Annotated in this window: 20 protein-coding genes and 1 tRNA gene; 6 read left to right on the forward strand and 15 right to left on the reverse strand. The window is 52.0% G+C overall.

Features of this window, described 5'->3' with window-relative positions:
* Positions 1-208: 208 nt before the first annotated feature.
* The 5 genes from PJU76_RS00365 to PJU76_RS00385 all read left to right on the forward strand — a co-directional run bounded on the left by PJU76_RS00365 (position 209) and on the right by PJU76_RS00385 (position 4,476).
* Positions 209-913, forward strand: coding sequence for a response regulator (locus PJU76_RS00365; protein ID WP_271779996.1), 705 nt, complete (start codon positions 209-211; stop codon positions 911-913).
* Entirely contained in the window at positions 913-2,190 is a 1,278-nt protein-coding gene (locus PJU76_RS00370; RefSeq protein WP_271779997.1) for an ATP-binding protein, read from the forward strand. The genes PJU76_RS00365 and PJU76_RS00370 overlap by 1 nt, the downstream gene beginning before the upstream one ends.
* 105 nt (positions 2,191-2,295) lie before the next feature.
* On the forward strand, positions 2,296-3,561 hold the full coding sequence (locus PJU76_RS00375) for an NRAMP family divalent metal transporter (protein WP_271779998.1): 1,266 nt from the start codon (positions 2,296-2,298) through the stop codon (positions 3,559-3,561).
* A gap of 103 nt (positions 3,562-3,664) precedes the next feature.
* On the forward strand, positions 3,665-3,832 hold the full coding sequence (locus tag PJU76_RS00380; RefSeq protein WP_271779999.1) for a PspA/IM30 family protein: 168 nt from the start codon (positions 3,665-3,667) through the stop codon (positions 3,830-3,832).
* Between the two features lie 77 nt (positions 3,833-3,909).
* On the forward strand, positions 3,910-4,476 hold the full coding sequence (locus PJU76_RS00385) for a DUF4124 domain-containing protein (protein WP_271780000.1): 567 nt from the start codon (positions 3,910-3,912) through the stop codon (positions 4,474-4,476).
* Here the strand turns inward: PJU76_RS00385 and PJU76_RS00390 are convergent.
* Complete coding sequence (locus PJU76_RS00390; protein WP_271780001.1) at positions 4,449-4,691, reverse strand: hypothetical protein; 243 nt, start codon at positions 4,689-4,691, stop codon at positions 4,449-4,451. The two genes, PJU76_RS00385 and PJU76_RS00390, sit on opposite strands and share 28 nt — an antisense overlap.
* A 480-nt stretch (positions 4,692-5,171) precedes the next feature.
* On the opposite strand from PJU76_RS00390, the gene PJU76_RS00395 reads away from it, so the two are divergent.
* Entirely contained in the window at positions 5,172-5,687 is a 516-nt protein-coding gene (locus PJU76_RS00395; protein WP_271780002.1) for a phosphate-starvation-inducible PsiE family protein, read from the forward strand.
* A gap of 156 nt (positions 5,688-5,843) precedes the next feature.
* Here PJU76_RS00395 and PJU76_RS00400 read toward each other — a convergent pair whose 3' ends face one another.
* The 14 genes from PJU76_RS00400 to PJU76_RS00460 all read right to left on the reverse strand — a co-directional run bounded on the left by PJU76_RS00400 (position 5,844) and on the right by PJU76_RS00460 (position 21,520).
* Positions 5,844-7,199, reverse strand: coding sequence for an OprD family outer membrane porin (locus PJU76_RS00400; RefSeq protein ID WP_271780003.1), 1,356 nt, complete (start codon positions 7,197-7,199; stop codon positions 5,844-5,846).
* 56 nt (positions 7,200-7,255) lie between these two features.
* Positions 7,256-8,014 (reverse strand): ABC transporter ATP-binding protein, encoded by a 759-nt coding sequence (locus PJU76_RS00405; protein ID WP_271780004.1) that lies wholly within the window; start codon positions 8,012-8,014, stop codon positions 7,256-7,258.
* A 29-nt stretch (positions 8,015-8,043) separates the two neighbouring features.
* A complete protein-coding gene (locus PJU76_RS00410) occupies positions 8,044-8,928 on the reverse strand; it encodes an ABC transporter permease (RefSeq protein ID WP_215860723.1) in 885 nt (294 codons plus the stop codon).
* 101 nt (positions 8,929-9,029) lie between these two features.
* Positions 9,030-10,376 carry an ABC transporter substrate-binding protein gene (locus PJU76_RS00415; protein ID WP_271780005.1) on the reverse strand — a complete coding sequence of 449 codons (1,347 nt, stop codon included), beginning with the start codon at positions 10,374-10,376 and terminating at the stop codon, positions 9,030-9,032.
* A gap of 274 nt (positions 10,377-10,650) precedes the next feature.
* Positions 10,651-10,944: a zinc ribbon domain-containing protein gene (locus tag PJU76_RS00420; RefSeq protein WP_271780006.1), complete on the reverse strand. Its 294-nt coding sequence runs from the start codon at positions 10,942-10,944 to the stop codon at positions 10,651-10,653.
* Positions 10,945-10,948: 4 nt separating this feature from the next.
* The gene (locus tag PJU76_RS00425; protein WP_271780007.1) at positions 10,949-14,443 is read right to left on the reverse strand and encodes an FAD-dependent oxidoreductase; all 3,495 of its coding nucleotides are present in this window, start codon (positions 14,441-14,443) and stop codon (positions 10,949-10,951) included.
* A gap of 35 nt (positions 14,444-14,478) precedes the next feature.
* Entirely contained in the window at positions 14,479-14,808 is a 330-nt protein-coding gene (fdxA, locus tag PJU76_RS00430) for a ferredoxin FdxA (protein WP_065412767.1), read from the reverse strand.
* A gap of 11 nt (positions 14,809-14,819) precedes the next feature.
* Positions 14,820-15,749 carry a HEAT repeat domain-containing protein gene (locus tag PJU76_RS00435; RefSeq protein ID WP_271780008.1) on the reverse strand — a complete coding sequence of 310 codons (930 nt, stop codon included), beginning with the start codon at positions 15,747-15,749 and terminating at the stop codon, positions 14,820-14,822.
* 27 nt (positions 15,750-15,776) lie between these two features.
* Entirely contained in the window at positions 15,777-16,010 is a 234-nt protein-coding gene (locus PJU76_RS13640; RefSeq protein WP_408629741.1) for a 4Fe-4S dicluster domain-containing protein, read from the reverse strand.
* Between the two features lie 21 nt (positions 16,011-16,031).
* Positions 16,032-17,762, reverse strand: coding sequence for a fumarate reductase/succinate dehydrogenase flavoprotein subunit (locus PJU76_RS00440; protein ID WP_271780009.1), 1,731 nt, complete (start codon positions 17,760-17,762; stop codon positions 16,032-16,034).
* Positions 17,763-18,521, reverse strand: a complete 759-nt coding sequence (locus tag PJU76_RS00445; protein WP_271780010.1) for a GntR family transcriptional regulator — start codon at positions 18,519-18,521, stop codon at positions 17,763-17,765. It lies immediately after the preceding gene.
* Between the two features lie 395 nt (positions 18,522-18,916).
* A tRNA-Lys gene (locus tag PJU76_RS00450) sits at positions 18,917-18,992 on the reverse strand.
* Between the two features lie 166 nt (positions 18,993-19,158).
* A complete protein-coding gene (gene hemN / locus PJU76_RS00455; RefSeq protein ID WP_271780011.1) occupies positions 19,159-20,550 on the reverse strand; it encodes an oxygen-independent coproporphyrinogen III oxidase in 1,392 nt (463 codons plus the stop codon).
* A gap of 37 nt (positions 20,551-20,587) precedes the next feature.
* Positions 20,588-21,520: a LysR family transcriptional regulator gene (locus tag PJU76_RS00460; RefSeq protein WP_271780012.1), complete on the reverse strand. Its 933-nt coding sequence runs from the start codon at positions 21,518-21,520 to the stop codon at positions 20,588-20,590.
* Between the last annotated feature and the right edge of the window lie 204 nt (positions 21,521-21,724).

A 21,724-nucleotide genomic window follows, 5' to 3' on the forward strand; every position in this document is an offset into this window, starting at 1 on the left:
TACGGGAATAAGCGGCGCTATCCGCAAGCATCGAGAGAGCAACTCCCCGCGCAGCCGTCGCAACAGAGAAAAATGGTAGCGGGAATGCCTGTAACAATCTTTGCCGCAGGCCTGTTAAAACGTAACAGACTGTCACTTTGGCGGCGGTTGGGAGGCTTTGTTACATTTGATCTTGGCCCACGAGAGAACAAGGGATTACCATATGCACATGGATATCCAAAAACAGATTTTGGTGGTGGATGATGACCTGCGCCTGCGCAGTTTGGTGGAGTCGCACCTGCAGGGTTTTGGTTTTGCCGTAAGAGGCATCAGTGATGGGCGCCAGATCGAAACCCTGCTCGCCGAAACCACCATTGATCTGATCGTTCTCGATCTGGGGCTGCCCTATGAAGACGGCCTGCAAATCTGCCGACGGCTGCGCCAGCATCATGATGTTCCTATCCTCATGCTCACCGCGCGCGGCGATGAAATAGACCGTATCCTGGGCTTGGAGATGGGCGCCGACGACTATCTCGCCAAGCCTTTTCACCCTCGCGAACTGGTGGCCCGCATCCAGGCAATCCTGCGCCGCACCCTCGCCGCCGTCCCTCGCCCCGAAGCGGTAGCAGCCCCCTTCCAATGCGGCCGGTTCACCGTGGATATGGGCCGGCAGGAGATTCAACTGGGCGGGCAAAGCTTGTCCCTCACCAGTGCCGAGTTCCAGACCCTGGCGACATTCATTCAGCATGAGGGCCAGCCCCTGACCCGCGAAAAGCTCATGTGGCTGACCCGTGGCCGACAACTGGAAAGTGATGACCGCAGCATTGATATGCAGATCTCCCGCCTGCGCCGTCTGCTTGACAGCTCCCCCGGCCGGCCCCGGCATATCCGCACGGTCTGGGGTCATGGCTACCTGTTTGTCGCAGAGCCCTGATGATCAGGCGGAGCTTCTGGCCGCGCAGTACTTTGGGGCGGACCGTGCTCCTGCTGGCAGTCCTGTTGCTGGGGACCCAAGGCGCCGTCTATGTCCTGTTTCATCAATATGTACTGAATCCTGCCGCCGAACGCTTCGCGGAATTTCTCTGGCAGACGGATCACGCCCTGATTGCCGCTGGTGCCGAACGCTCATCCGCTGGCGGTCTGCAATGGCGACCCGCCCACGACCTGCCCGGCATTCCCGCCAGCAAGTATTTTTTGCGCCAGAGCGCTGGTTATCTGGCGCGGATGTCTCCGGGGGCCGCATTGCGGATTGGTCCCAGTGATACGGATGCCACCTGGCTATGGATTCGCGGTGGTCGCCATGAACCCTGGCTGGGCATGCGCGCGTCGCCCATGAATTTCGGCGGGCAAGGCTTCATGTTTATGCGCCTCGGCGTCATCGCCCTGTGTACATTGTTCGGCGCCTGGCTCATCGTTCGCCAGATCAACCGTCCCCTGGCCCGGCTGGCAGTGGAGGCGCAGCGCATTGGCCGGGGCGACATGCCGGAATCCCTCAAGCCTATTGGCGGGCCTCTGGAGGTGCGTCATCTGGAGCAGGCCATTACCAGTATGGCTAACGATCTGCATCGCCTGCACGAAGAACGCACCCTGCTACTCACCGGCATTTCTCACGAATTGCGTACCCCACTGTCGCGCATGTTGCTGACCCTGCATCTTCAGGGTCACGATCTGCTGGCCGAGAAAGCGTCCATGCTGGTGGATGTCAGCGAAATGGACGAGACTATCGACAAGTTTCTGACCCTGGTGCGCAGTGGAGACCAGGAAAAAATCACCCAGGTGGAGGTGCGCGAGTGGGTGGCCGAAATGGCCGCGACGGCCCAGGAACGTTACGGCCTGGAGGTACAGGTAGTGCATTTTGCCGGGGATGCCGCCTTACCACCCCTGCACTGCCGCCCTCTGGCGCTGGAACGAGTATTCCGCAACCTTTTTGACAACACCCGGCGTTACGGTGGCGGACGCTTGGATATGCGGGTTATCCGCCATCCGGCCCGCACCGAAATCTGTCTGCGCGACTATGGCCCCGGCGTGCCGGCACGCGACATCGGGCCGATGAACGGCGGTACCTTGCCGCGCCAGTCTGGGCATGGTTCCGGCATCGGCCTGCGGATTTGCCAGCGCATCATGGCATTGCATAGCGGCATCCTCCGCTTCGCCAATGCCGAAACGGGTGGCTTGATCGCGCACTTGTCATTTCCTGACAAAGAGGACTAACAGCAGAGGGCGTTTGGCGGTACTTTCGGACAAGGAGGTACTTGACAAAGGGCAAGCAAACAGGAATCATTCTCGTTTGAGTAAAATATAAAACGGATGCTCCCCATGTCGTCAACACGCGCCTTCAACAAAATTAACACACCCACCCATCGTTCTCGCTGGGAAATTTTCCTGGCGGTGCTGGGACCGGGGTTGGTGGTGATGCTCGCCGATACCGATGTCGGCAGTATCATCACCGCGGCGCAGAGTGGTGCGCAGTGGGGCTTCAAGCTGCTGCTCCTGCAATTCATCCTCATGCCTATCCTCTATATCGTGCAGGAACTGACGGTACGTCTGGGTATTTTTACCGGTAAAGGCCACGGCGAACTGATCAGCGAAACTTTCGGGAGGGTCTGGGCTTATCTCTCCGTCGCCGGTCTCAGTGTTGCCACCACCGGCGCCCTGTTGACGGAGTTTTCCGGGGTGGCCGGCATCAGCAACCTCTATGGCTTGCCGCGCTCTGTCGGGGTTGCCCTGGCGGCGGCCACCCTGTTGACCATCGTCTGGACCGGCTCCTATCGGCGGGTGGAGCGCATCGCCCTGATCATGGGTCTCTTTGAACTGGTCTTTTTTGGTATCGCCTGGGCCAGCCATCCGAGTATCCATGAAATGCTGAATGGCCTGCTGCACGCGCCCATCACCGATGATGACTATATGATGCTGGTCGCCGCCAATATCGGCGCTGTCATTATGCCATGGATGGTGTTCTATCAGCAGTCAGCCGTCGCCGATAAGGGGCTGCACCCCGAGCATTATCGCCACGCCCGTTGGGATACCGCCGTTGGCGCCATCATTACGCAGGCAGTCATGGCAGCGGTGCTGATCGCGACGGCCGCCACCATTGGCCGGCTGAACCCCAACGCACCCCTCAATACGGTGCACCAACTCTCGGAGGCCATTATTCCTTATCTCGGTGACACCTGGGGACGAATTGTGTTTTCTCTGGGCATCCTTGGGGCGGGTATGGTGGCCGCGATTGTCGCTTCCCTTGCCGGGGCGTGGGGCTGGGGGGAAGTCACCGGTTTTCGTCACTCGCTGGAGCATCATCCCAAGGATGCGCCCTGGTTTTACGGGATTTACACCGCCATCATCGTGGCTGGCGCCGCTGCGGTGATCACTATCCCCGATCTCGTCAGCCTCGACATCGGCGTGGAGGTGATGAATGCGCTGCTTCTGCCTATGGTGCTGGGCTTCCTGGTTGCCTTGTCCATCAAGGCGCTGCCCGCCGAACACCGCTTGCGCGGCCCGTATCTCTGGCTGGTACTGTTTGTGGTGACTCTGGCGGGCGGGTTGGGGGTTTATGGAGGGTTGACCAGCCTTCCGGGTTTGTGAGCGCCGAGAAGAAAGCATACAAAGGGTTGCGGAGATGCCGGGCTGTGCTATATCTAAGCACACGGTTCTGCACCATGACCACTGCGCCCTACAGGAGCCCCGCATGTCCATTTTCAAGCACGCCACCGATATTTTGGGAGCGAAAGTCAACAGACTACTCAGTCGGGCCGAGGACCCCGCCGAAACTCTGGACCTCTCCTATGAAAAGATGCTGACCAGCCTGCAAGAGGGCAAGCGCCATCCCCGGCTACCGGATCGTGCGGGTATATGATCGCCCAGACGCGGGGCAGGGGCAGGCAATGAATGAGATCACCGCGTGTATGGGACGGCGGTTGTCGTGGAGTAATAATGAACGAGAAAGGGGACGACAGGCGCATGCCGGACTTTGGGAGCGTGGGGATTTTATTGGGAAGCGCCATGCTGATCTCCACCACAGTTGCCTGGGGCATCCTGGCAACCCCGCTGGCGTTCGGGGACACGATTTACCGATGGGTTTCGCCGAGCGGGGTGGTGAGCTACGGGAACCAGCCGCCCCGCGGTGCGCGGAAGATTCAGACCATTCCCCCGGCGCCATCGCCGACGGCAAGCACCCGGACGAATCCGGGGCCGACCGCAGCAGAGGAAGCCCCGTCGTCAAAAACATCCAAGGCGCAGACGGCCATTGCCCGGCTTAATCTACTGGCTGCCCTTAACAATTATCAGAATAGTCTGCAGACCGCGCGTACTCCGCCGCGGAATATCTACACGCCTGGTTTTATCGGACCTTATTTTCCTTATGGCGTATCCCGATTTCGGGAAAGGCACCCGCAGCATTACCGCCGACCAGCGATTTCTCCACCACGACAACCGTCCATGGTGCTGCTCCCACCCTCGGCGCCCAACTCCGCCTACTCCTCGCCGGCGCTTATACCGTAATTCAGGCGGATACTCGCATCATTATTATTCAGAATATTATTGCCATGTTTCCATAAAAAATAGATCACAATGACTCCCACGGGAATCAGCAGGCTGATAATAAAAGAAACGAGGAAGGTGATCATTTTTAAGCGCCTCCCCCAAGCGGTGCGAGCGGTAGTTATAGCAAGAATGACATTTTTTATTTCTTTCCCATCCGGATTTTCTATACCCATTATAAGCTCCCTACCATTCAAGCATTGGTTATATTGACTTTAGTAATACCATATTACCGGAACTGCAATAAGCGCTCGCCGCCAGCGAGTAAGCATAATCTTTTGCCAGAATCGAAGGAATCCCTAGCGGAAGGGATGTGGCGCTGGTTTTTCCGACACAGATATAAGCTTAGCAGGCAATTTTGCCTTCATCAACGGCCAAGTTCGACACGACCAAGTTCGGTAAGTTCAATTAGAAACCGGGAGCCCATCACTCCTTGGTCAGTGTCCCGATGGCTTCTTACCTTTCATTCCCGCATCGTCGGCGTGACAATCTAAAAATTCAGAAGATAACCGCTATGGTAACAGTTGGTTTTTAGGCTCGGTAATGGAACTCATCTTGCCGACGGATAAAAAAAGGTTCAGACTATAAACCGTCGCTGTCGCAATGTGCTTTTGGGTCCTGCTTGCGCCAGCCTACCGGGGCCAGGGACTGAATCTATGCCAGAACAGCAGGAAAAAAATGGGATGGTGCCGCGGGAAGTGGTGGCCGGGGCTCGGGGTAGGACTCTGATTTTTTATGGCAGGCTTCTGGATCTCATTGTTATAGCATTGATCTTTGTTATGTTGCTCACCCTGCTGGGTGCATTGGCTGGGTTGATTTATGATTTTGCAGTTGCCGTGAGTACTCTGCGCGCCGCCGCGGCCGTTCAGGGCCTCACTCATGTCCACGATCTCGTTGAGAGCCTCGGACAAGGCCTTGTCGTTGATGTTCTCTCCACCTTTGTTCTTATCGAACTCTTCCGCACCTTCACAGATTATCTGGAGTTTCATCGCCTCCGCTTGCGGGTACTGGCCGAAGTGGGCATCGTTTTTGTTTTGCGTGAGATGTTCATCGGTCTTTATGCGCACCGCATGGATTCGCCCGTACTCCTGGCCATCGCCGCCCTTTTAGCCGTTCTGGTGGCGGCGCGGGTTGCCGCGGTCCAATTTCCACCTCGCCACAACGGGGTATAGCCGTGAGGGAATGGCGGGCACCCTCGCCAATTTGCCATTCCTGGGGTGTCATAAAGAACCAACGGTAAAAGTAAGTATCGCAGGATTAACCGGTTAGCCCCTCCCCGTTTTGGGGGAAGCTACAGTTCGGGTTGCTCACTTAAAACAGTGGAGAACCTAAAACATGTAAGTCAGCATAACCCTATTATAAACAAAAGTCTTGTTGTGTGGGTTGAGTGGAGCATCATGCACCAATCCTCCGTTCGCAACTTCCATTCGATCACGAACGGACAATCCTTTAAGCATACCACCGGGAAAATAAGTAAGATCCATATAAGCATCATTACTGTTGCCATTGTAGTATGTATGATAACGTGCAAAAGCTGTCATCAATAGAAGCTGCTTGTGGAGAATATTCTGTATCCATTTCACCTTCCAGCCATTGCCCGGCCCCATTTCTACTAATCCACGAATCATCGAAGTAGTATACAGCGGATCCGTAGCATATCCGATGGTATATGGTGAGACAATGGCACCCCCTCCAATAGCTCCGATATGGGGAACAATCTCATTGTATGACCAAGTTAATTGGCCCTTTCCAAGTATATTAGGCGCAATGTCAAAATTAGCACCAAACTGAATACCCCAGGCACTACTATTCACCGTATTACCTATGATGTTATCAACACCTTGTGCACCCAGGCTGCTATTCAACAAGCTATTATTTTCCCACTCTCGAACGAACTGAACACCAACAAGAGGATCAATCCCCGTCGCAGTTCTGAGAGTGTATGACCCTGAACTATAGAACATTTTCGCAAAATGATAGAAATCATAATACCAAGCCTGAGCTTTTGCACCCAAAGCGGTGGTGCTGGCGCCAAAAGCTAGAGTGCCCTGCGCCTGTGGGTCAGAATTTGGAAGTTTTGGCACACCACCATAAACAGGGTCACCACTATATCCTGTAGCGTAATATAGATTGTCTTTGTAGTAATTTGGGGACGTGCGACTTTTCCAGCGGAACTCTCTCAACGCTTCCAGCTTTACATCCGGGAGCGGGCTGTATTGAGCGAATAAAGCTTGATAGGTAGCCGGTAAAATACGTGCATCAGAATTATTCATCCATGGGGTACTAATTATTTGATCACCCGCCCGCACGAGTACTTTTCCTGGTTTGGCATACTGGACATATGCTTGGCCAAGGGCATTTAACGATGGCGTTAATCCCATCATGGTGGTATCAACCGTTGATGGCGAATACCCATGGGTTCCAAGATCATTGGCTGTGTAGAAACTAACACCAACACCAAAACCGCCAAGAAATGGTGCACTTTTAATATTAAGTAGACCACCAATGGCAAAAGAAGATTGATTTGGTACATGCGTTGCGCCATAGAGACGACTAAAATAGTATGATCGCACCTGACCATATATTTTACTTTTCTGGAAGAATTGGGTTAGTGTATCTGAATCGGCTAAAACAGGATATGATGTCGACATAAAAAGAGCGGCTAAAAATAATCTTTTATTCATCCTATAAATCCTCTTGATATAACAAAAATTTTTTATCGCGATCAGTTTTTTCTTTACTAAGAAGACAGTAGTGTAAGGCAGCGACTTTTCAATTCGTGTGTTCGTTCTGCAGATTGTTCTATAGACTCATTATGAGTCTTGTTGGTTTCTATGATTGAGGAAATTGAGCCGGATCTCTGCGATATAATAACGACCCGTTGGCTAAGGCGAATTGCTTCATCTACATCATGAGTAACAAATACAATGGTAACGTGAGTGTTCTGCCATATAGACAACAAACTATCTTGCAATGATACTCTCATTTGCGCATCCAACGCACCAAACGGCTCATCCATCAATAACACAGCAGGTTTATTAGCCAGGGCACGCGCTATTTCAGCGCGGTGTTGCATTCCACCAGAAAGCATTTTAGGGTAATAGTTTTCATAGCCTGAAAGTCCAACAAGTTCGATATATTCATCTGCAAGCTTGTCTGATACAACCCTTCCTGCACCCCGTCGCATAGGTCCAAATCGCACATTTTCCTTAACCGTTTTCCATGGGAAAAGCGTATGCTGTTGAAAAACTATGCCGAGGTCAGCACTTGGAGTTTTTATTTCAACCCCATCAAGAAGGATGCTGCCAGATAATGGTTTGTAGTGTCCACCTATTGCATTTAACAGGGTGCTTTTCCCACAGCCGGATGAGCCAATAAGAGACGTGAATGATCCGGCGCCAAGGGTTAAAGATAGGTCTTTTATGACAGTTCTGGTATCCAAACCGGATTTATATCCCAGGCAAACATGTTGAATTTCAATATGTCCAATGTCTTCCATAGTTATAGCCTCATTTACGTGCTTGCAGCTCATTCAGACCATGGAACAATCTTACGTTTAATAAGATATATTGCCCCAGATGTGATGGAACTCAGAATGCCAATCGTAAGCATTCCGACAATAATATTTCCATATTGAATCAGTTCATATGATTCCCATGTAAAATACCCTATCCCATATCTTCCACTGATCATTTCCCCGGCCAGAAGAGCAAACCATGCGGCACCCATCCCCAGTGCCATCCCAACAGTGATATTAGGAATCGCGTAGGGAATTACCACGTGAAATAATACACTTATACGATTGGCACCTAGTGATCTTGCTGCCTTGACTAATTCTATGGGTACCCGCTTTACTCCATCCCATGTATTCAGAACAATGGGAAAGACCGCGCCAAGGAAAGTGATAAATACGATGCTTTGCTCTGTTGTGGGCCACATAAGAATCGACATTGGAACCCACGCAATGGCTGGTATTGGTCGCATTATCTCAATATACGGCGCAATTATCAGGCGAAGTATGGCACTATAACCCAAGGCGACACCGACAGTAACACCGACAAGAGATCCTATAGTGAATGCCAGAGCTATTCGGTAGAGGCTCCAATAAATATCTTTCCAGTATGTTTTGGTAACAACCACATTCAAAAAAGATTTATAGACATGTAATGGTGATGGGATATTTGAGAAGTCGAGGATTATATCCGCGTGAGTTTGAGTTAATCCCTGCCAAGCTAGAAGACCTACCATGATTGACAGCAACGGTATAACAAAGATGCGCACGGAATGTTTCCCAATATAAAATAACCTGACTATGTAATCCAGCCAATAGTTAACGGAAAATGATGATGTTTTCATCATGTGATCATTGAAAGTCTGCGGTTTATGATCCTGTTCATGATCTGAAGCAATCATTATAGTCCTCACATATTTTGTGAATAATTATGGCGACGACCATCATCATAATGATAATCAGAATAGTATCGCCATGTTACTTTGATCATCCTTTTGGATGGCTATACTGTAGAAAGAATCTGTTTATAGCTGTAGACGGGGGTGCCGTGCGCGTCATTTTTTGCGCCTTCTTCCGTCATGTAGGCAGTGTAGTTGTTGCCGTTCTTTATATAGTATGCATAATTGCCAAATAACTTAAGCCCAGTTGTATGGTCATACACATAAATAGCATAAATTTTCTTATGCGACTCAATATCTGCTTTTGCGGCTATCAGCATTGATCTTACGGACTTATACTTTTGTATTCCACTACCCTGAACCCATATTTCAGGAGGGAGGGTGATGTTGTTTTTAGGGTTGTAGGCACCGACACTTGCCGCGCTGTATTTTAATCCTAATTGTTTATATGCTGTTTTCTGATATTTAGGATTAACCCAGTCTTTAAAATTAAGAGTGGGAATGCTCGCATTTTTAGCTAAAATAGTGTGATCATATTGTAGTGTTTTTACCCATTTTTGGGTAATAGTCGGATCCATGGTAAGGTACCCACCGCGACTAAAATATAGGTAAAGGACTTCTTTGGGCATCATCGTCCATTTTGCGATAGTTTTGCTTGCATTATATGGATTGTTCGTTATCCACTGGTCTGCTTCTATTACTGCCTTATCGTATGCAACGACAATTTCAGGATATTTTTTGGCAAACGATGCGGTTACTACAGCGCCATGAAGGTATGGAACATGCGTTTCCTCACCGTTATAAATCATTCTGCCAACTTTTTTATATTCCATGTCCTCTGATATTGGACAGAAATCAGCATGCGCGGGTATTTTGTTTGCTGTAATGGCTGCGATACCGGCCATTGGGCTTTGGTTTACAATATGAAAAGACGAGAATGGTATGTGATTGTCTGCAGCCATTTCATAGAGCATTCCCCACGCTGAACTCCCGACAGGAGTCGAGATTGTTTTTCCTTCCAACTCTTTTACATTGGTTATTTTAGAATTAATAGGCACAACGATGCCATTACCTGCGCCATCCAGGTTGTATCCTGTCATCGTAATCAAATAGGTTCTTTCTGTTGATGTTTGTTGGAACTTCGCACCGTTCACTATCAATGGATAATCACCCATTGTTCCGAAATCAAGCTTGCCGGCCATCATCATATTTGTTATGGGAGCCCCGGAACCATAATCCCGCCATATTATATGATATTTAACGCCTGCGTATTTACCTGTATGGGGTAGATATTTTTGCAACAGATCCAGCCCCTTTAGCACCGTTCCAGCCGGGTATGTATCTGTACACATGGATTGGTAGCCAATACTTATTGTTATCGTTTTAGAGAAGGCGGGCGATGCTGCAGTCACCGAGATTGCTGTAACTATACAGAGCGATAGGCGTAACATTTGTGAACCTCCAGCATGTGGGAACCTGTACCTACAGGCTAAGCAATCCTTGTGCCAGTCCGGCAATCCCTGAGGAAATTATAAAAAGTCATAGAAAACAGTATGGTGTAATCATTAGAATTGCTTCATATGCCATTCAGGTGCACTATAGCTGTGCGTCGCGCTTCAATTTTGTGCGTCTGTATGGTGCAATTCAAGCTGTAGAAATATTCTCGATAGAATATACAGTGGGCATGCGCCCAGCATTATGCTGGTTCTCACGGATGTCGAAATTCTAATACCAACCAGATTTCCATCTCTTCAACGTGCTTAGGCGCATGATCAAGTATAGTTTGATAAATCTGTTCGCTTTTCTCTCTGATAATAATTTTCTTACCTTGCACTTCATTTCCTGTAGAGTGAGGTTTTTGTCAATAAATGATGTGCCATCATGACAAAATGAACAATATATGCCAGAGGATGAGTTATTTTTATCAAATCGCAGCGGCATTCCGCAACTCTGACAACGATTTGCTTCGTCATGAATGTGAATCAAAAGATATTTTTGGAGTGCTGATAATGTCTTCATGTAATCATTGACGCCTTTTGTTATCTGTTAGCACCATATTTAGCCATTTACTGGATAGATACTCCAGCAAGCGATTTTGACCTTGTCGTGCGGTGAGGTTATCGAGGTCCACCCAGGCCAGGGGCTGATCCTGCTGCGCGCAGGAGAACACCGCCTTGGTGCGCTGCCCCGTCTCCGGGTCGATCTGCCATTGCAAACACTGGGCGCATACCCCTTTGAGCATGCACTGCATGGGGCTGCCCACCGTCGCGGTAGCCTCCAGATCCGCCCGGAAATAGGGCTGTAACTCCGCCTTCAGCGCCTTTTGAAAACCCTTGAGCAGGCCGGTGGAACCCATGACCATCAGACGATCCACGCTGTTCAGCGCTATCCCCGCATCGCCCTGCGTGGATTGTCCGGGCAATGCCCCGGCCCCATAGGCGCACAGCAGAGCCACCATGTCGCTGGCTTCCACACTGAGATCCTGCGGCCGATGGGGAGCGATCAAGGGGCCGCTGCCCGTACACCAGATGATCTGATCCGCCGCCGCTTCCAGTTCCGCCTGGTTATCCAGTTCACTGGCTTTCGCCAGGGCCGCCACATAGAGCACGCGGTTGCCCGCCGCCCGCAAGGCCGGGCCGATATCCAGCATCACCGCCGCACCCCAGCGTCCGGCGACCACCAGAATCGTCTTACCCGTGGGGATGTCCGTGGGGGCCCCGGTCGGCCCCATGAGAATAAGGGAATCGCCCGGCTGCAAGCGGCCCACCAGGCGCGGCCCGGTGCCCCACTGCAGAATCAAAAGACGCACCGCGTCCCCTTCCACCCCCGCACCACTGACGGTCAGCACCGGAATCTGCAAACGGGTGCCCTCTTCGATCCCGCTATGGGACTCATACGTCTGCAAGCGGAAAAACTGCCCTGGCCGGAAATTGCGGGCCGCCAGCGGGGCCTCCACCCACAGCTCGGTAACGGCGGGATTGCTGCGATCGATACGCAATACCCGCATGCTCAGCACCTGCTGCAGGCGTTGCTGAAAACGCCGCAGGTCAAAATCGCCGGCCGCCGCCAAGGTCCCCAAACCGTGCATGACCTGCGGATACGTCGCCTTGGCCGAAGCAATGGCCTTGACCACGCTGCCATGAAACACCGGATGCGTATCCCCAATAAAACTGATCCGATGCCCGCTGCCGTCGCCATAGGACGTAAAGGGACCGGCCTCCGGTGCCTTGCAATGTTCAGCCACCTGCACCGCCTGCAACGGCCCGTTATCGTGGGCCACATGGGTCTGGAAATGGTCCCCATCCAATTGGAAAGTCCCCGGATATTCCCGTTCGTAGATGGTATTGGGGACGGTGCCGGCGGCGATAAAGACGGCACGGGCGGGCAGCCGCAGATCCTGATCACTGGCCAGCCAGCGCCCTTCCACTTCGCGCATCCGGCGGAAGACCATGTGCGCGATATGCCCATGGCTGTCCAGTTCGGCCCGCAGTGGATCGAGACCCTCGCCATAGTACAGGCCTTCTTCCATGGCCTTGATGAGTTCCTCATGGTTGCGCGTATAGGCGGGCGACTGCCGCATGCCTTTGCGATACGCCAGGGTCACGCCGCCCCAGGACTGGATCAGCGGCACGAAATTGGGTGCCTCACCCGCGCAGGCAGCCCGCTCCCGCTCCGCCCGCACCGCCCGGCCATGGGTCAGGAACTCTTCCAGAATCTCCGCATCCTCGGCAGCCAGCCCGGCACGGAGCTTTTCTTCCCCGGAGCGCGCCGCCATCGCTTCGTAGCGCGCCAAGACCTTCTCCACCTGCCGCACATAGTAGGCCTGCACCTCGGTCGCCGTATCCACCGCCGTCAGACCACCGCCAATCACCACCGCCGGCAGACGCACCTGCAGATTGGCGAGACTGGATTGCTTGCCCGCCCCGGTCAGCTGCAAGGCCATCAGGAAATCACTGGCCTGGCGCATCCCGCGCGCCAGGCTCTCGCCCATGGGCACCACCCGCGGCAAGCCCGCGCCCGTGGCAATACAGACATGATCGAAACCCAACTCCCAGGCATTCTCCAGGGTGATGGTGCCGCCCAGCCGCACACCACCGAAAATCTGAAAATTCGGGCGCCGCGCCAGGGTCAGATAAATCAGTTTGAGGAAATTCTTGTCCCAACGGACGGTAATGCCATATTCGGCCACCCCGCCGAATCCCAGCAGGATCCGCTCATCGAGGTCCTCCTGGAGACTGCTCCAGTCGCGAATGGGCTGCTCCAGCCATGGCTGGGGCAGCGGTTCGATTTTCAGGCCGTCTATCCCCACGACCGCACAGCCCTCCTGTAACAGATGATGGGCCATGGTGAAACCCGCCGGCCCCATACCCGCCACCAGCACCTTCCGCCCGTTGTAGGGCTGCGCCAGATATTGCGTGTGCCGCAACGGATTCCAGCGGGTGAGCAGATCGTAAATCTCGACCCCCCAGGGCAGATTCAGCACGTCCGTGAGGATCCGGGTCTCCACCTGCGGGATATTCACCGGGTCCTGCTTCTGGTAGACACAGGCCTTCATACAGTCGTTGCAGATGCGGTGTCCGGTGGCGGGGACCATGGGGTTGTCCACCATCGCCATGGCGAGCGCGGCAATGTTGAGACCATCGCGCTTGAGGAGCTGCATTTCCGAGATCTTTTCTTCCAGGGGGCAGCCGGTCAGGGTCACACCCAGCGGGTCCACCTTGAGACCCAGTTCCGGCACCCCTTTCTTCTCCGGAAACCCTTTGGAGCAGAAATCCCCCTCATGATCATGGCAATACAGACAATAATGCACTTCGTTCTGGACCCCGCGCGGGTCCATCCGCTGATCCGTGAGATGAAAACTGTCACGGCGCCGCAAGGTGCCTTGCGGCGCGACAAAGGGCGCGCCCTGGAGATCATCGCGCCGCTGCAGCGGCACCAGGGCTTCGTGATCCACGCGCTGCGGCAGACGGAAACTCGACCAACCCGGCACCGCCAGAGCGGCCTGTGGGTCGCTGAGGATAAGGGCACACCACTGCGTCAAACGGTGAATGGCCGCGGCATGCGCCACTTCATCCTTGAGCCATTCTTCGCCCAGCCGGGCAATCGCCCATTCGCGATCCTCCCGCGGCCAGCATCGCTGCTGGATTTGTGCATCCAGCCAGTGATCGAGATCAGCAAAGGATTCGGAAAACTCGCCCCGGTAACGGCGCGCGCGGCGCAGCACGAAATGCTTCTTGAAATCCATGACGACATCATGGCTGCGGGTCCGGGCCTGCAACTCCGCCACCTCCGACTCCACACAAAAAAGCCGGGCGATAAACCGCTCAAGATGCGGCGCAAGACATAACAAAAACTCACTCTGGGCTTGCCCGCTGAGCGGCTGCTGCTTGCCATCGCGATAGGCACGGAGGCTGGTCGCCAACCCGCCATCCTGCGTGCTCAACTGTCGCAAAAAATCGGCATCGAGGCGAAGCAGTCCGGCTGCGGTGAAAAGTTCTGAATAAGAAAATTCATTCATCATAAGACTCATTTATCTGTCCCAGGCTGGTGTTGTTACTCAGCGTCAATAATGTGACCTATCTTGTGAGCTACACCATCCCATTTATCCGCATCTACAGGAGTAATGGTCCGCTCAGTAATCACCGGCCATTGAGAGGATAGACGCACATTTAGTTCAATAAATTCACGAAATTCATGCGGGATATCACTGTCTTTATAAATAGCACCTGCGGGACATTCAGGTTCGCATAAAGTGCAGTCAATACACTCCATTGGATCTATAACGAGGAAATTTGGGCCGGCATGAAAGCAATCCACAGGACACACCTCGACGCAGTCCATGTACTTGCAGTTGATACAGTTATCTGTAACTACAAAAGTCATTATAAATACTCCTATATTGCTTGTAGCTTTGCTATTGCCCACGCCGCAATTTTCTTCACATCCGGATCCCTATCTAAAAGGGCGTCGCGCAGACTGTCAATGGCAATAGGGTTGCCAATTTCTCCAAGACACATCGCGGCTTCCTTGCGGACATTGCTCACAGGATACGCTAACATTTTAATTACTTCGGATACCACGTCATGACACTTTATTTTACCTAGCGCAACCAATATCTTGGAAATTACTTGCCATTGCGCTTCTGTAGACATGACCTTTACCACTTCGTCACATACTCCATCGGCGCCAAGTTTGGCAATTGTCCCAGCAGCTTCTGCCCGCACTTGCCACTCTTTGTCATGCAAACCTTGAAGGGCAGCAGCTAAAGTCTCTGGCGTCAGTGAATATCCAATAGCGCCAATGGCAACGCGCCTAACTTCTTCACTCGCATCACTTATCGCGATTTTAGAGAGGTCGTGAGCATACGCTGGGTTTTGCAGGTAGCCAAGGATACCGACGCTTTCTAAACGAACCTGCTGCGACAAATCATGCAAACCCTTTAACGCATAGATGGCCACACCAGGAATCCGCAGAGGCCTAAGAGCTCGCAACACAGAAGATCGGACAAAATCATTTTTGCTTGTGATCCACTCCTCATATATATCGCCAAATTCTTTCAAGTTGCACTCTGATAACGTATCCGCTGCTACCATTCTGACATTTTCATCACTGTCCTCAAGCAGCTTGAGCAACGGTACCAACATGTAATCTCCCGGGATATCCGCAATCGCTCTGGCTGCCTCCTCGCGGACCGCACTACTCGTATCGTCAAATCCATTGAGAATCAACCTCAAAGCCGTCTCTCTGTCTGACTCTATAGCGTTAATAATGACCAAACGTCTCACATCTGGATCAGGATTATAACTTTTTTGATCTTGTGCCATTAATTGCCTCCTTCAATATTTCTTCCATCACTTAACAAGATATGGAATAGCCACGGTCAATGCGTGGGTGGGACAATCCACCTCACACGGAGTACAATACCAACATTCATCATATTGCATGAGCGCAACACCATTCTTTATGTCGATCACAAGCACATCAAGTGGACATACATCAACACATACTGTACATCCTTTTGATGCAATACACTTGTCGGCATCGACAGATACTGGAACCTTAACAGACATTGATGCTGTAGCCATTATAATATCCTATATGGTAATTTATACCATGTCCTTGGTGACAATTCTGAGCCGTTCATACGCCTGCACCTCACCTTCATCAGGTTCGAATATATAAGGTTCAATAGGGATTTTCTTGCACGCCATCTGCCCACCTTTATCCTTATATAACTGCACATGGCAAAGCCAGTCATCATTTTTCTCCGGATAATCTACTCGGTAATGATACAAGCCCCACCGACTTTCTGTTCTGTAGAGAGACGATACCGCCGCCATCTCGGCACAGTCGAGAATATCATGCACCTCCATAGCCCGTAGAAGATTATGCGGGCAATCTGCCCAGAGATCATTTAAATCTTCACGAATCTCTGAAAAACGGCGCAAACCAAGCTCCATCTTCCTTGTTACCTTAGGAGGTTGAAGGTAGTCATTTACCAGCCGTCTTATCTTATATTCGGCTTGATATGGGGTAATGCCATCTTTCCGTTTTAATGGTTGTAGAATGCGTTCGGTCTCACGTGCGGCAAAATCGTTATCCGGTTTGTCGCGGCTCATATTCTCGCAATATTTCACAGCCTCCAATCCTGCAATCTCACCGTATACGAAGGCCCCTAACATATAGTTATGCGGTACACATGCAACATCTCCAGCGGCGTAGAGTCCTGGAATAGTTGTTTCTGCGCGCTCATTTACCCATATGCCAGAGGCGCTATGGCCACTGCATAAACCAATTTCAGAAATGTGCATTTCAATCATATCTTGACGGTAGTTGGTTCCTCTTCCTTCGTGGAACCGGCCACGGCTAGGACGTTCATTGGTATGGAGAATGTTTTCTATTGTGGAAATAGTCTCTTTCGCCAAATGGTTTACCTTGAGAAAGACGGGCCCGTTCCCACCTTCAAGTTCCCTGAAGAACTCCAGCATCATCTGGCCACTCCAGTAGTCACACTCAATAAATCGCTCACCATGTGCATTGGCAGTGTAGCCACCCAGCGGTCCTGTTACATAGGCGCAGGCTGGGCCATTGTAATCCTTAATCAACGGGTTTATTTGAAAACATTCTATGCCGGAGAGTTCCGCGCCGGCATGATATGCCATGGCATATCCATCGCCAGCGTTGGTAGGATTCTCGTACGTGCCGAATAAATAACCAGAAGATGGGAGACCAAGCCGTCCAGCAGCTCCAGTGCAAATGATTACGGCCTTAGCTTTAATCAATGTAATCTCTGCAGCTCTTGTATCTACAGCCATGACGCCTGAAACACGTTTATTTTGCCCAACCACTACACGCGTTACTTTATATCTGTTCGTAACATCTATTCGGTTTTTTCTAAGCAGGCGATATAATATTTTCTTTATATTATGACCTTCCGGCATGGGAAGCACATAGTTTCCGAGATGGTGAACCTTTTTTACTGCAAATTCTCCGGTTTCATCCTTTTCAAATTTGACACCCCATTTGTCTAATCTTTGAATCATCTGAAAACTGTTGTTGGCGTAAGCCAATATGGCTTTCTGGTTTACAACTCCATCATTGGCAATGGTTATTTCACGTACATATTGCTCAGGCGTGGCATGCCCTGGTATCACTGCATTGTTTAAACCATCCATACCCATGGAGATCGCGCCACTTCGTTTTACGTTTGCTTTTTCAATTAGCATTACGTTGAGGAGTGGGTTGGCTTCCTTGGCTCTGATTGCGGCCATTGGCCCCGCAGTACCTCCGCCCACTACAAGAATATCAACTTCTTTTTCAGAATATGTTGAGTTCATTCATTTGTCCTCTTGATTCCGCTTAAGATTTATCATGTATTTCAATGCGTCGCCACGATAATAAATATGTTCATAATCAATTGGCATATCTTCCGTCGTATAAGTAAGTCGTTCCATTTTTAGAATGGGTGACCCTTCCTCTATTTTTAGAAGTCTAGAAAGTGCCTCATCTGACAGTATGGATTCTAATTGAATCCCGGCGCGGCCAAGCTGAAGGCCATATTTATTTTCCATGATGACAAAAATGTCTTGCGTCGCTAGATCCTCTAGGATTAATCGCCTACCAATATCGCATGGTACATAAGTAATATCTACGGATATTGGTTCTCTATTTAGATAACGCAATCGCCTAATTTCCATGATATCAATGGCGTCACGTTTTAATTTTAATCTTACCTCCTTATTCTCGATTATTTCTTTCGACCCGAGCAGTGTCGAAAATGTTTCGTGCCCTTTTGCTACCATTGCTTCGCCAAAGCCTTGGAGAGAAATAAGTTCTTGTGTGGCCTTTGGTCGGGAAACAAATGATCCTTTACCTGGGACTTTAAATATCAATCCATCTGATTGGAGATCTCTTAGTGCTTGTCTTACCGTAGTTCTGCTTACGTTGAAAAATTTTACCATGTCACTTTCGGACGGCATCTGAGAGTGTGGTGCGTATGTTCCATCCAGTATTCTGGATCGTATTTGCTCTTTTAGTTGTAAGTACAATGGATGCATTGAGGTGATGGTTGAGTAGACGTATTTTGTAGATGTCATTGATATCGATCCCGTTGTAATACCTGTAGGTACAGGTAGCAATATCAATGCCAAGGGCGACGCGCCATAAATACCCAATAAATCATGGGCATGTCTTTGCTAAACGGATGTCCCCAAGGCTAGAGCGCACCATTATTGCGCACCAATAGCGTGCAGCGCGCCAAAAATGGGCGAGCCATTACTCTAGGATACTACGGTGAATCCTTGGTGAGGGCTGGACTTTGGCAATGGCTAGTTGTTATACCGAATCGGTATTCTGAGAGCGCATTGTCTTTTGAGCGCAATCTCCTCCGAATAGAAAGTCCACGCAAATATTGCCGCCGGGGCCTGAAATTTACTCCACAAAAAATTTGAAAATTATCTGCACGGAAAGTTATATAAGATATTGTTTTAGTTGGTGGGGACGGCGGGATTCGAACCCGCGACCCACGGCTTAAAAGGCCGCTGCTCTACCGACTGAGCTACATCCCCCAAGGCGGGACCTGACGAGACAACCGTCAGGGCTGCGTATTATCGGGTGCGGATGGGTGCCGGTCAAGGATAAATCGTAGCAGTGCCCTGCCACACGGCATCCGATAACGATCGAAGAGATAGGCATGGAGGCTCATCAGGACCTCGGGCCGGGCCAAGGACGTCCTTAGATCACCCGTGAATAATGAACCGTTTTTTGCGCCAGATAGGCGTCGAAAGTCATGCAGATATGGCGAATCAGCAATCGTCCTCGCGGAGTGACCGTCAGAGCATGGGCGTTTATTTGCAGCAGTCCATCATTCGCCATGGCCTCCAGGGCAGGCAGAATGGCCGCGAAATGCTGATGGAAGTCGAGATGGAACTGTCGGTTCAGTGCGTTAAAATCCAAGCTAAAGTCGCAGATCAGGCGGGTGATGATGTGGCGGCGCAGTAAGTCTTCGTCGCTCAGGCGCAGGCCGCGCTCTACCGGTAAGTGACCACTGTCCAGGATCGCGCCCCAGGCGTCCAGATCCTTGATGTTCTGACTGTAAGTTGGACCGACCATGGCGATGGCGCTCATTCCAAAAGCCAGCAAATCGGTCCCGGCATGGGTCGAGTAGCCTTGAAAATTGCGATACAGGCTGCCTTCCCGCTGGGCGATGGTCAACTCATCGTCGGGCAGGGCGAAGTGGTCCATGCCGATATAGAGATAGCCCGCCTGCTGCAGGGTGGCGATGCTCTCAGCGAGGATGCGGAGCTTCATGTCCGGACTGGGGATGTCGGTATCGAGAATGCGTTTTTGCGGCGGGAAGCGGTCCGGCAGGTGGGCGTAATTAAAGACGGAAAGGCGATCCGGGCGCAAGGCGAGAACCGCTTCCAGAGTCTGGGCAAAGCTTTCCGGGGTTTGCAGGGGGAGTCCGTAGATCAGATCGAGGCTGACGGAGCGGAAGCCAAGTTGGCGCGCTTCATCAATGACGCCCGCCGTAAGGGCAAAGCTTTGTTCGCGATGCACCGCTTTCTGCACCGCCGTGTCCAGATCCTGGACCCCGATGCTGATGCGGTTGAAGCCAAAACCGCGGAGCAGGCGAAGGGTGTCGGGCTCCAGGGCGCGCGGATCGATTTCGATGCTATATTCGCCTTGGTCATCCGGGAGCAGATGAAAGTGTTTGCCGATGCTGTCCAGCAGGAAGGCAATATCATCACGGCGCAGGAAAGTGGGCGTGCCGCCGCCGAAATGCAACTGGTCCACGGGGCGCCTGCCGTCAACGTGTTTCCGCGTCAGGGCCATTTCCTGATCAAGATGGGCGACATAGGGCGAGCCCCACCCGTGATGACGAGTCACCACCTTGGTGCAGGCGCAGTAAAAGCACAAATGCTCGCAGAAGGGAATGTGAAAGTAGAGGGAAAGCGGCCGCCCGCTGGCATTGGAGTCGTTGAGTGCATCTTGCAGTGCCCTTTCATCGAAGTCTTCGCCGAAATGGGGAGCTGTGGGGTACGAGGTGTAGCGGGGCCCCGGCTGATCGTAACGACGGATAAGTTCATGGTCAAAAACAAGATGTTGGCTGGTATTTATGGTCATCGCTGCTGGGCTCCGTCAAATACGTGTCGAATGGCGATCATACGCCCTGAATATCTTTTACCCCAAACAGATTGGCCGCCACGCTGGCGCGAATTTCGGCGAGAAAAGCCTGCATGTGCGCTTGCTCCGCCTGCTCCGCCGTGGTGGCCGCTTGCAGGGTCTGCCAGAGGCCCTGCGGTCCGAGGGGAATGGCGCGCACGTAGTTTTTCTCCCCGTAGCTTCCCACCGCCCAGGCGGGTAGCGCGGCGATACCCTGCCCGGAGGCCACCAGCTGGAGGATGATGACGGTCAGCTCGGCATGCCGACGGCGCCAGGGTTGCACACCCGCCGGCTGGAGGAACTCGCGGAAAAGGTCGAGGCGACGATCCTCTACGGGGTAAGTGATCAGCGTTTCTTCCAGAAAATCCTCAGGGGTCAGGAAACTGCGCTGCGCTAAGGCGTGCCGGGGGTTGACGAGGGCGACGACCTCGTAGGCAAAGAGTGGATGCAGGAGAATATCGGAGGCCATGACATCGGGCGCGGTGAGCACCGTGAGATCGGCCTGATGATTTTGGAGCAGGGGCAAGGGATCCTGCTGAAAGCCCGAAACCAGATCCATTTCTACATCCGGCCAGTTCTCGCGAAAGTGGTTCATGGCGGGGGTCAACCAGTCAAAACAGGTATGGCATTCGACGGCAATACGCAGACGGCCGCTATTCCCTGCCGCCCGTCGCCGCAGATCTTCCTGCATTTGTCGGATGCGTGGCAGCACTTCCCGGGCTACGGCCAATAAGGCCTCTCCGGTGGGGCTCAGGCGCAACTGCGTGCCGCGTTCCCGGTCCAACAGGCCGACACCGAATTCCGCCTCCAGCCCGCGTAACTGGTGGGAGAGTGCCGACGGCGTCAGGTGCAGGCGTTGTGCCGCAGCCGCCAGGCTGCCGAACTGGGCGACGGCCTCAATGGTGCGCAGGTGACGTATTTCCAGGGGCATGCGGGCCTCGGTGTTCGGTAAATCCGCTTCGCAGTGTCCCACGACCAGCCGGTAATGCAAAGACTTTTGAGTTTGATGAGACGGGCGTGAATACTTCGCTGTTTAGAATGCAGCGTCATAAAAAATTCATGAAACCGTCATCATATTGTCATATTACCCCCTTATTATGGCACCCATCGTTGCAAGGATGCCTAAAGAGGAGGT

Origin of the sequence: Acidithiobacillus ferriphilus (assembly GCF_028215975.1) — a bacterium.
GTDB lineage: Bacteria > Pseudomonadota > Gammaproteobacteria > Acidithiobacillales > Acidithiobacillaceae > Acidithiobacillus > Acidithiobacillus ferriphilus.

Bases quoted from the DNA above. Each gene is read 5' to 3' on its own strand.
- PJU76_RS00410 (WP_215860723.1), bottom strand. From the start codon at position 8,928: ATGATTGCTTCAGATCATGAACAGGATCATAAACCGCAGACTTTCAAT.
- PJU76_RS00365 (WP_271779996.1), top strand. From the start codon at position 209: ATGGATATCCAAAAACAGATTTTGGTGGTGGATGATGACCTGCGCCTG.
- fdxA (WP_065412767.1), bottom strand. From the start codon at position 14,808: ATGACTTTTGTAGTTACAGATAACTGTATCAACTGCAAGTACATGGAC.
- PJU76_RS00460 (WP_271780012.1), bottom strand. From the start codon at position 21,520: ATGCCCCTGGAAATACGTCACCTGCGCACCATTGAGGCCGTCGCCCAG.
- PJU76_RS00380 (WP_271779999.1), top strand. From the start codon at position 3,665: ATGTCCATTTTCAAGCACGCCACCGATATTTTGGGAGCGAAAGTCAAC.
- PJU76_RS00435 (WP_271780008.1), bottom strand. From the start codon at position 15,749: ATGGCACAAGATCAAAAAAGTTATAATCCTGATCCAGATGTGAGACGT.
- PJU76_RS00445 (WP_271780010.1), bottom strand. From the start codon at position 18,521: ATGACATCTACAAAATACGTCTACTCAACCATCACCTCAATGCATCCA.
- PJU76_RS00405 (WP_271780004.1), bottom strand. From the start codon at position 8,014: ATGGAAGACATTGGACATATTGAAATTCAACATGTTTGCCTGGGATAT.
- PJU76_RS00390 (WP_271780001.1), bottom strand. From the start codon at position 4,691: ATGGGTATAGAAAATCCGGATGGGAAAGAAATAAAAAATGTCATTCTT.
- PJU76_RS00385 (WP_271780000.1), top strand. From the start codon at position 3,910: ATGAACGAGAAAGGGGACGACAGGCGCATGCCGGACTTTGGGAGCGTG.
- PJU76_RS00440 (WP_271780009.1), bottom strand. From the start codon at position 17,762: ATGAACTCAACATATTCTGAAAAAGAAGTTGATATTCTTGTAGTGGGC.
- PJU76_RS00425 (WP_271780007.1), bottom strand. From the start codon at position 14,443: ATGAATGAATTTTCTTATTCAGAACTTTTCACCGCAGCCGGACTGCTT.
- PJU76_RS00370 (WP_271779997.1), top strand. From the start codon at position 913: ATGATCAGGCGGAGCTTCTGGCCGCGCAGTACTTTGGGGCGGACCGTG.
- PJU76_RS00395 (WP_271780002.1), top strand. From the start codon at position 5,172: ATGCCAGAACAGCAGGAAAAAAATGGGATGGTGCCGCGGGAAGTGGTG.
- PJU76_RS13640 (WP_408629741.1), bottom strand. From the start codon at position 16,010: ATGGCTACAGCATCAATGTCTGTTAAGGTTCCAGTATCTGTCGATGCC.
- PJU76_RS00420 (WP_271780006.1), bottom strand. From the start codon at position 10,944: ATGAAGACATTATCAGCACTCCAAAAATATCTTTTGATTCACATTCAT.
- PJU76_RS00375 (WP_271779998.1), top strand. From the start codon at position 2,296: ATGTCGTCAACACGCGCCTTCAACAAAATTAACACACCCACCCATCGT.
- PJU76_RS00400 (WP_271780003.1), bottom strand. From the start codon at position 7,199: ATGAATAAAAGATTATTTTTAGCCGCTCTTTTTATGTCGACATCATAT.
- PJU76_RS00415 (WP_271780005.1), bottom strand. From the start codon at position 10,376: ATGTTACGCCTATCGCTCTGTATAGTTACAGCAATCTCGGTGACTGCA.
- hemN (WP_271780011.1), bottom strand. From the start codon at position 20,550: ATGACCATAAATACCAGCCAACATCTTGTTTTTGACCATGAACTTATC.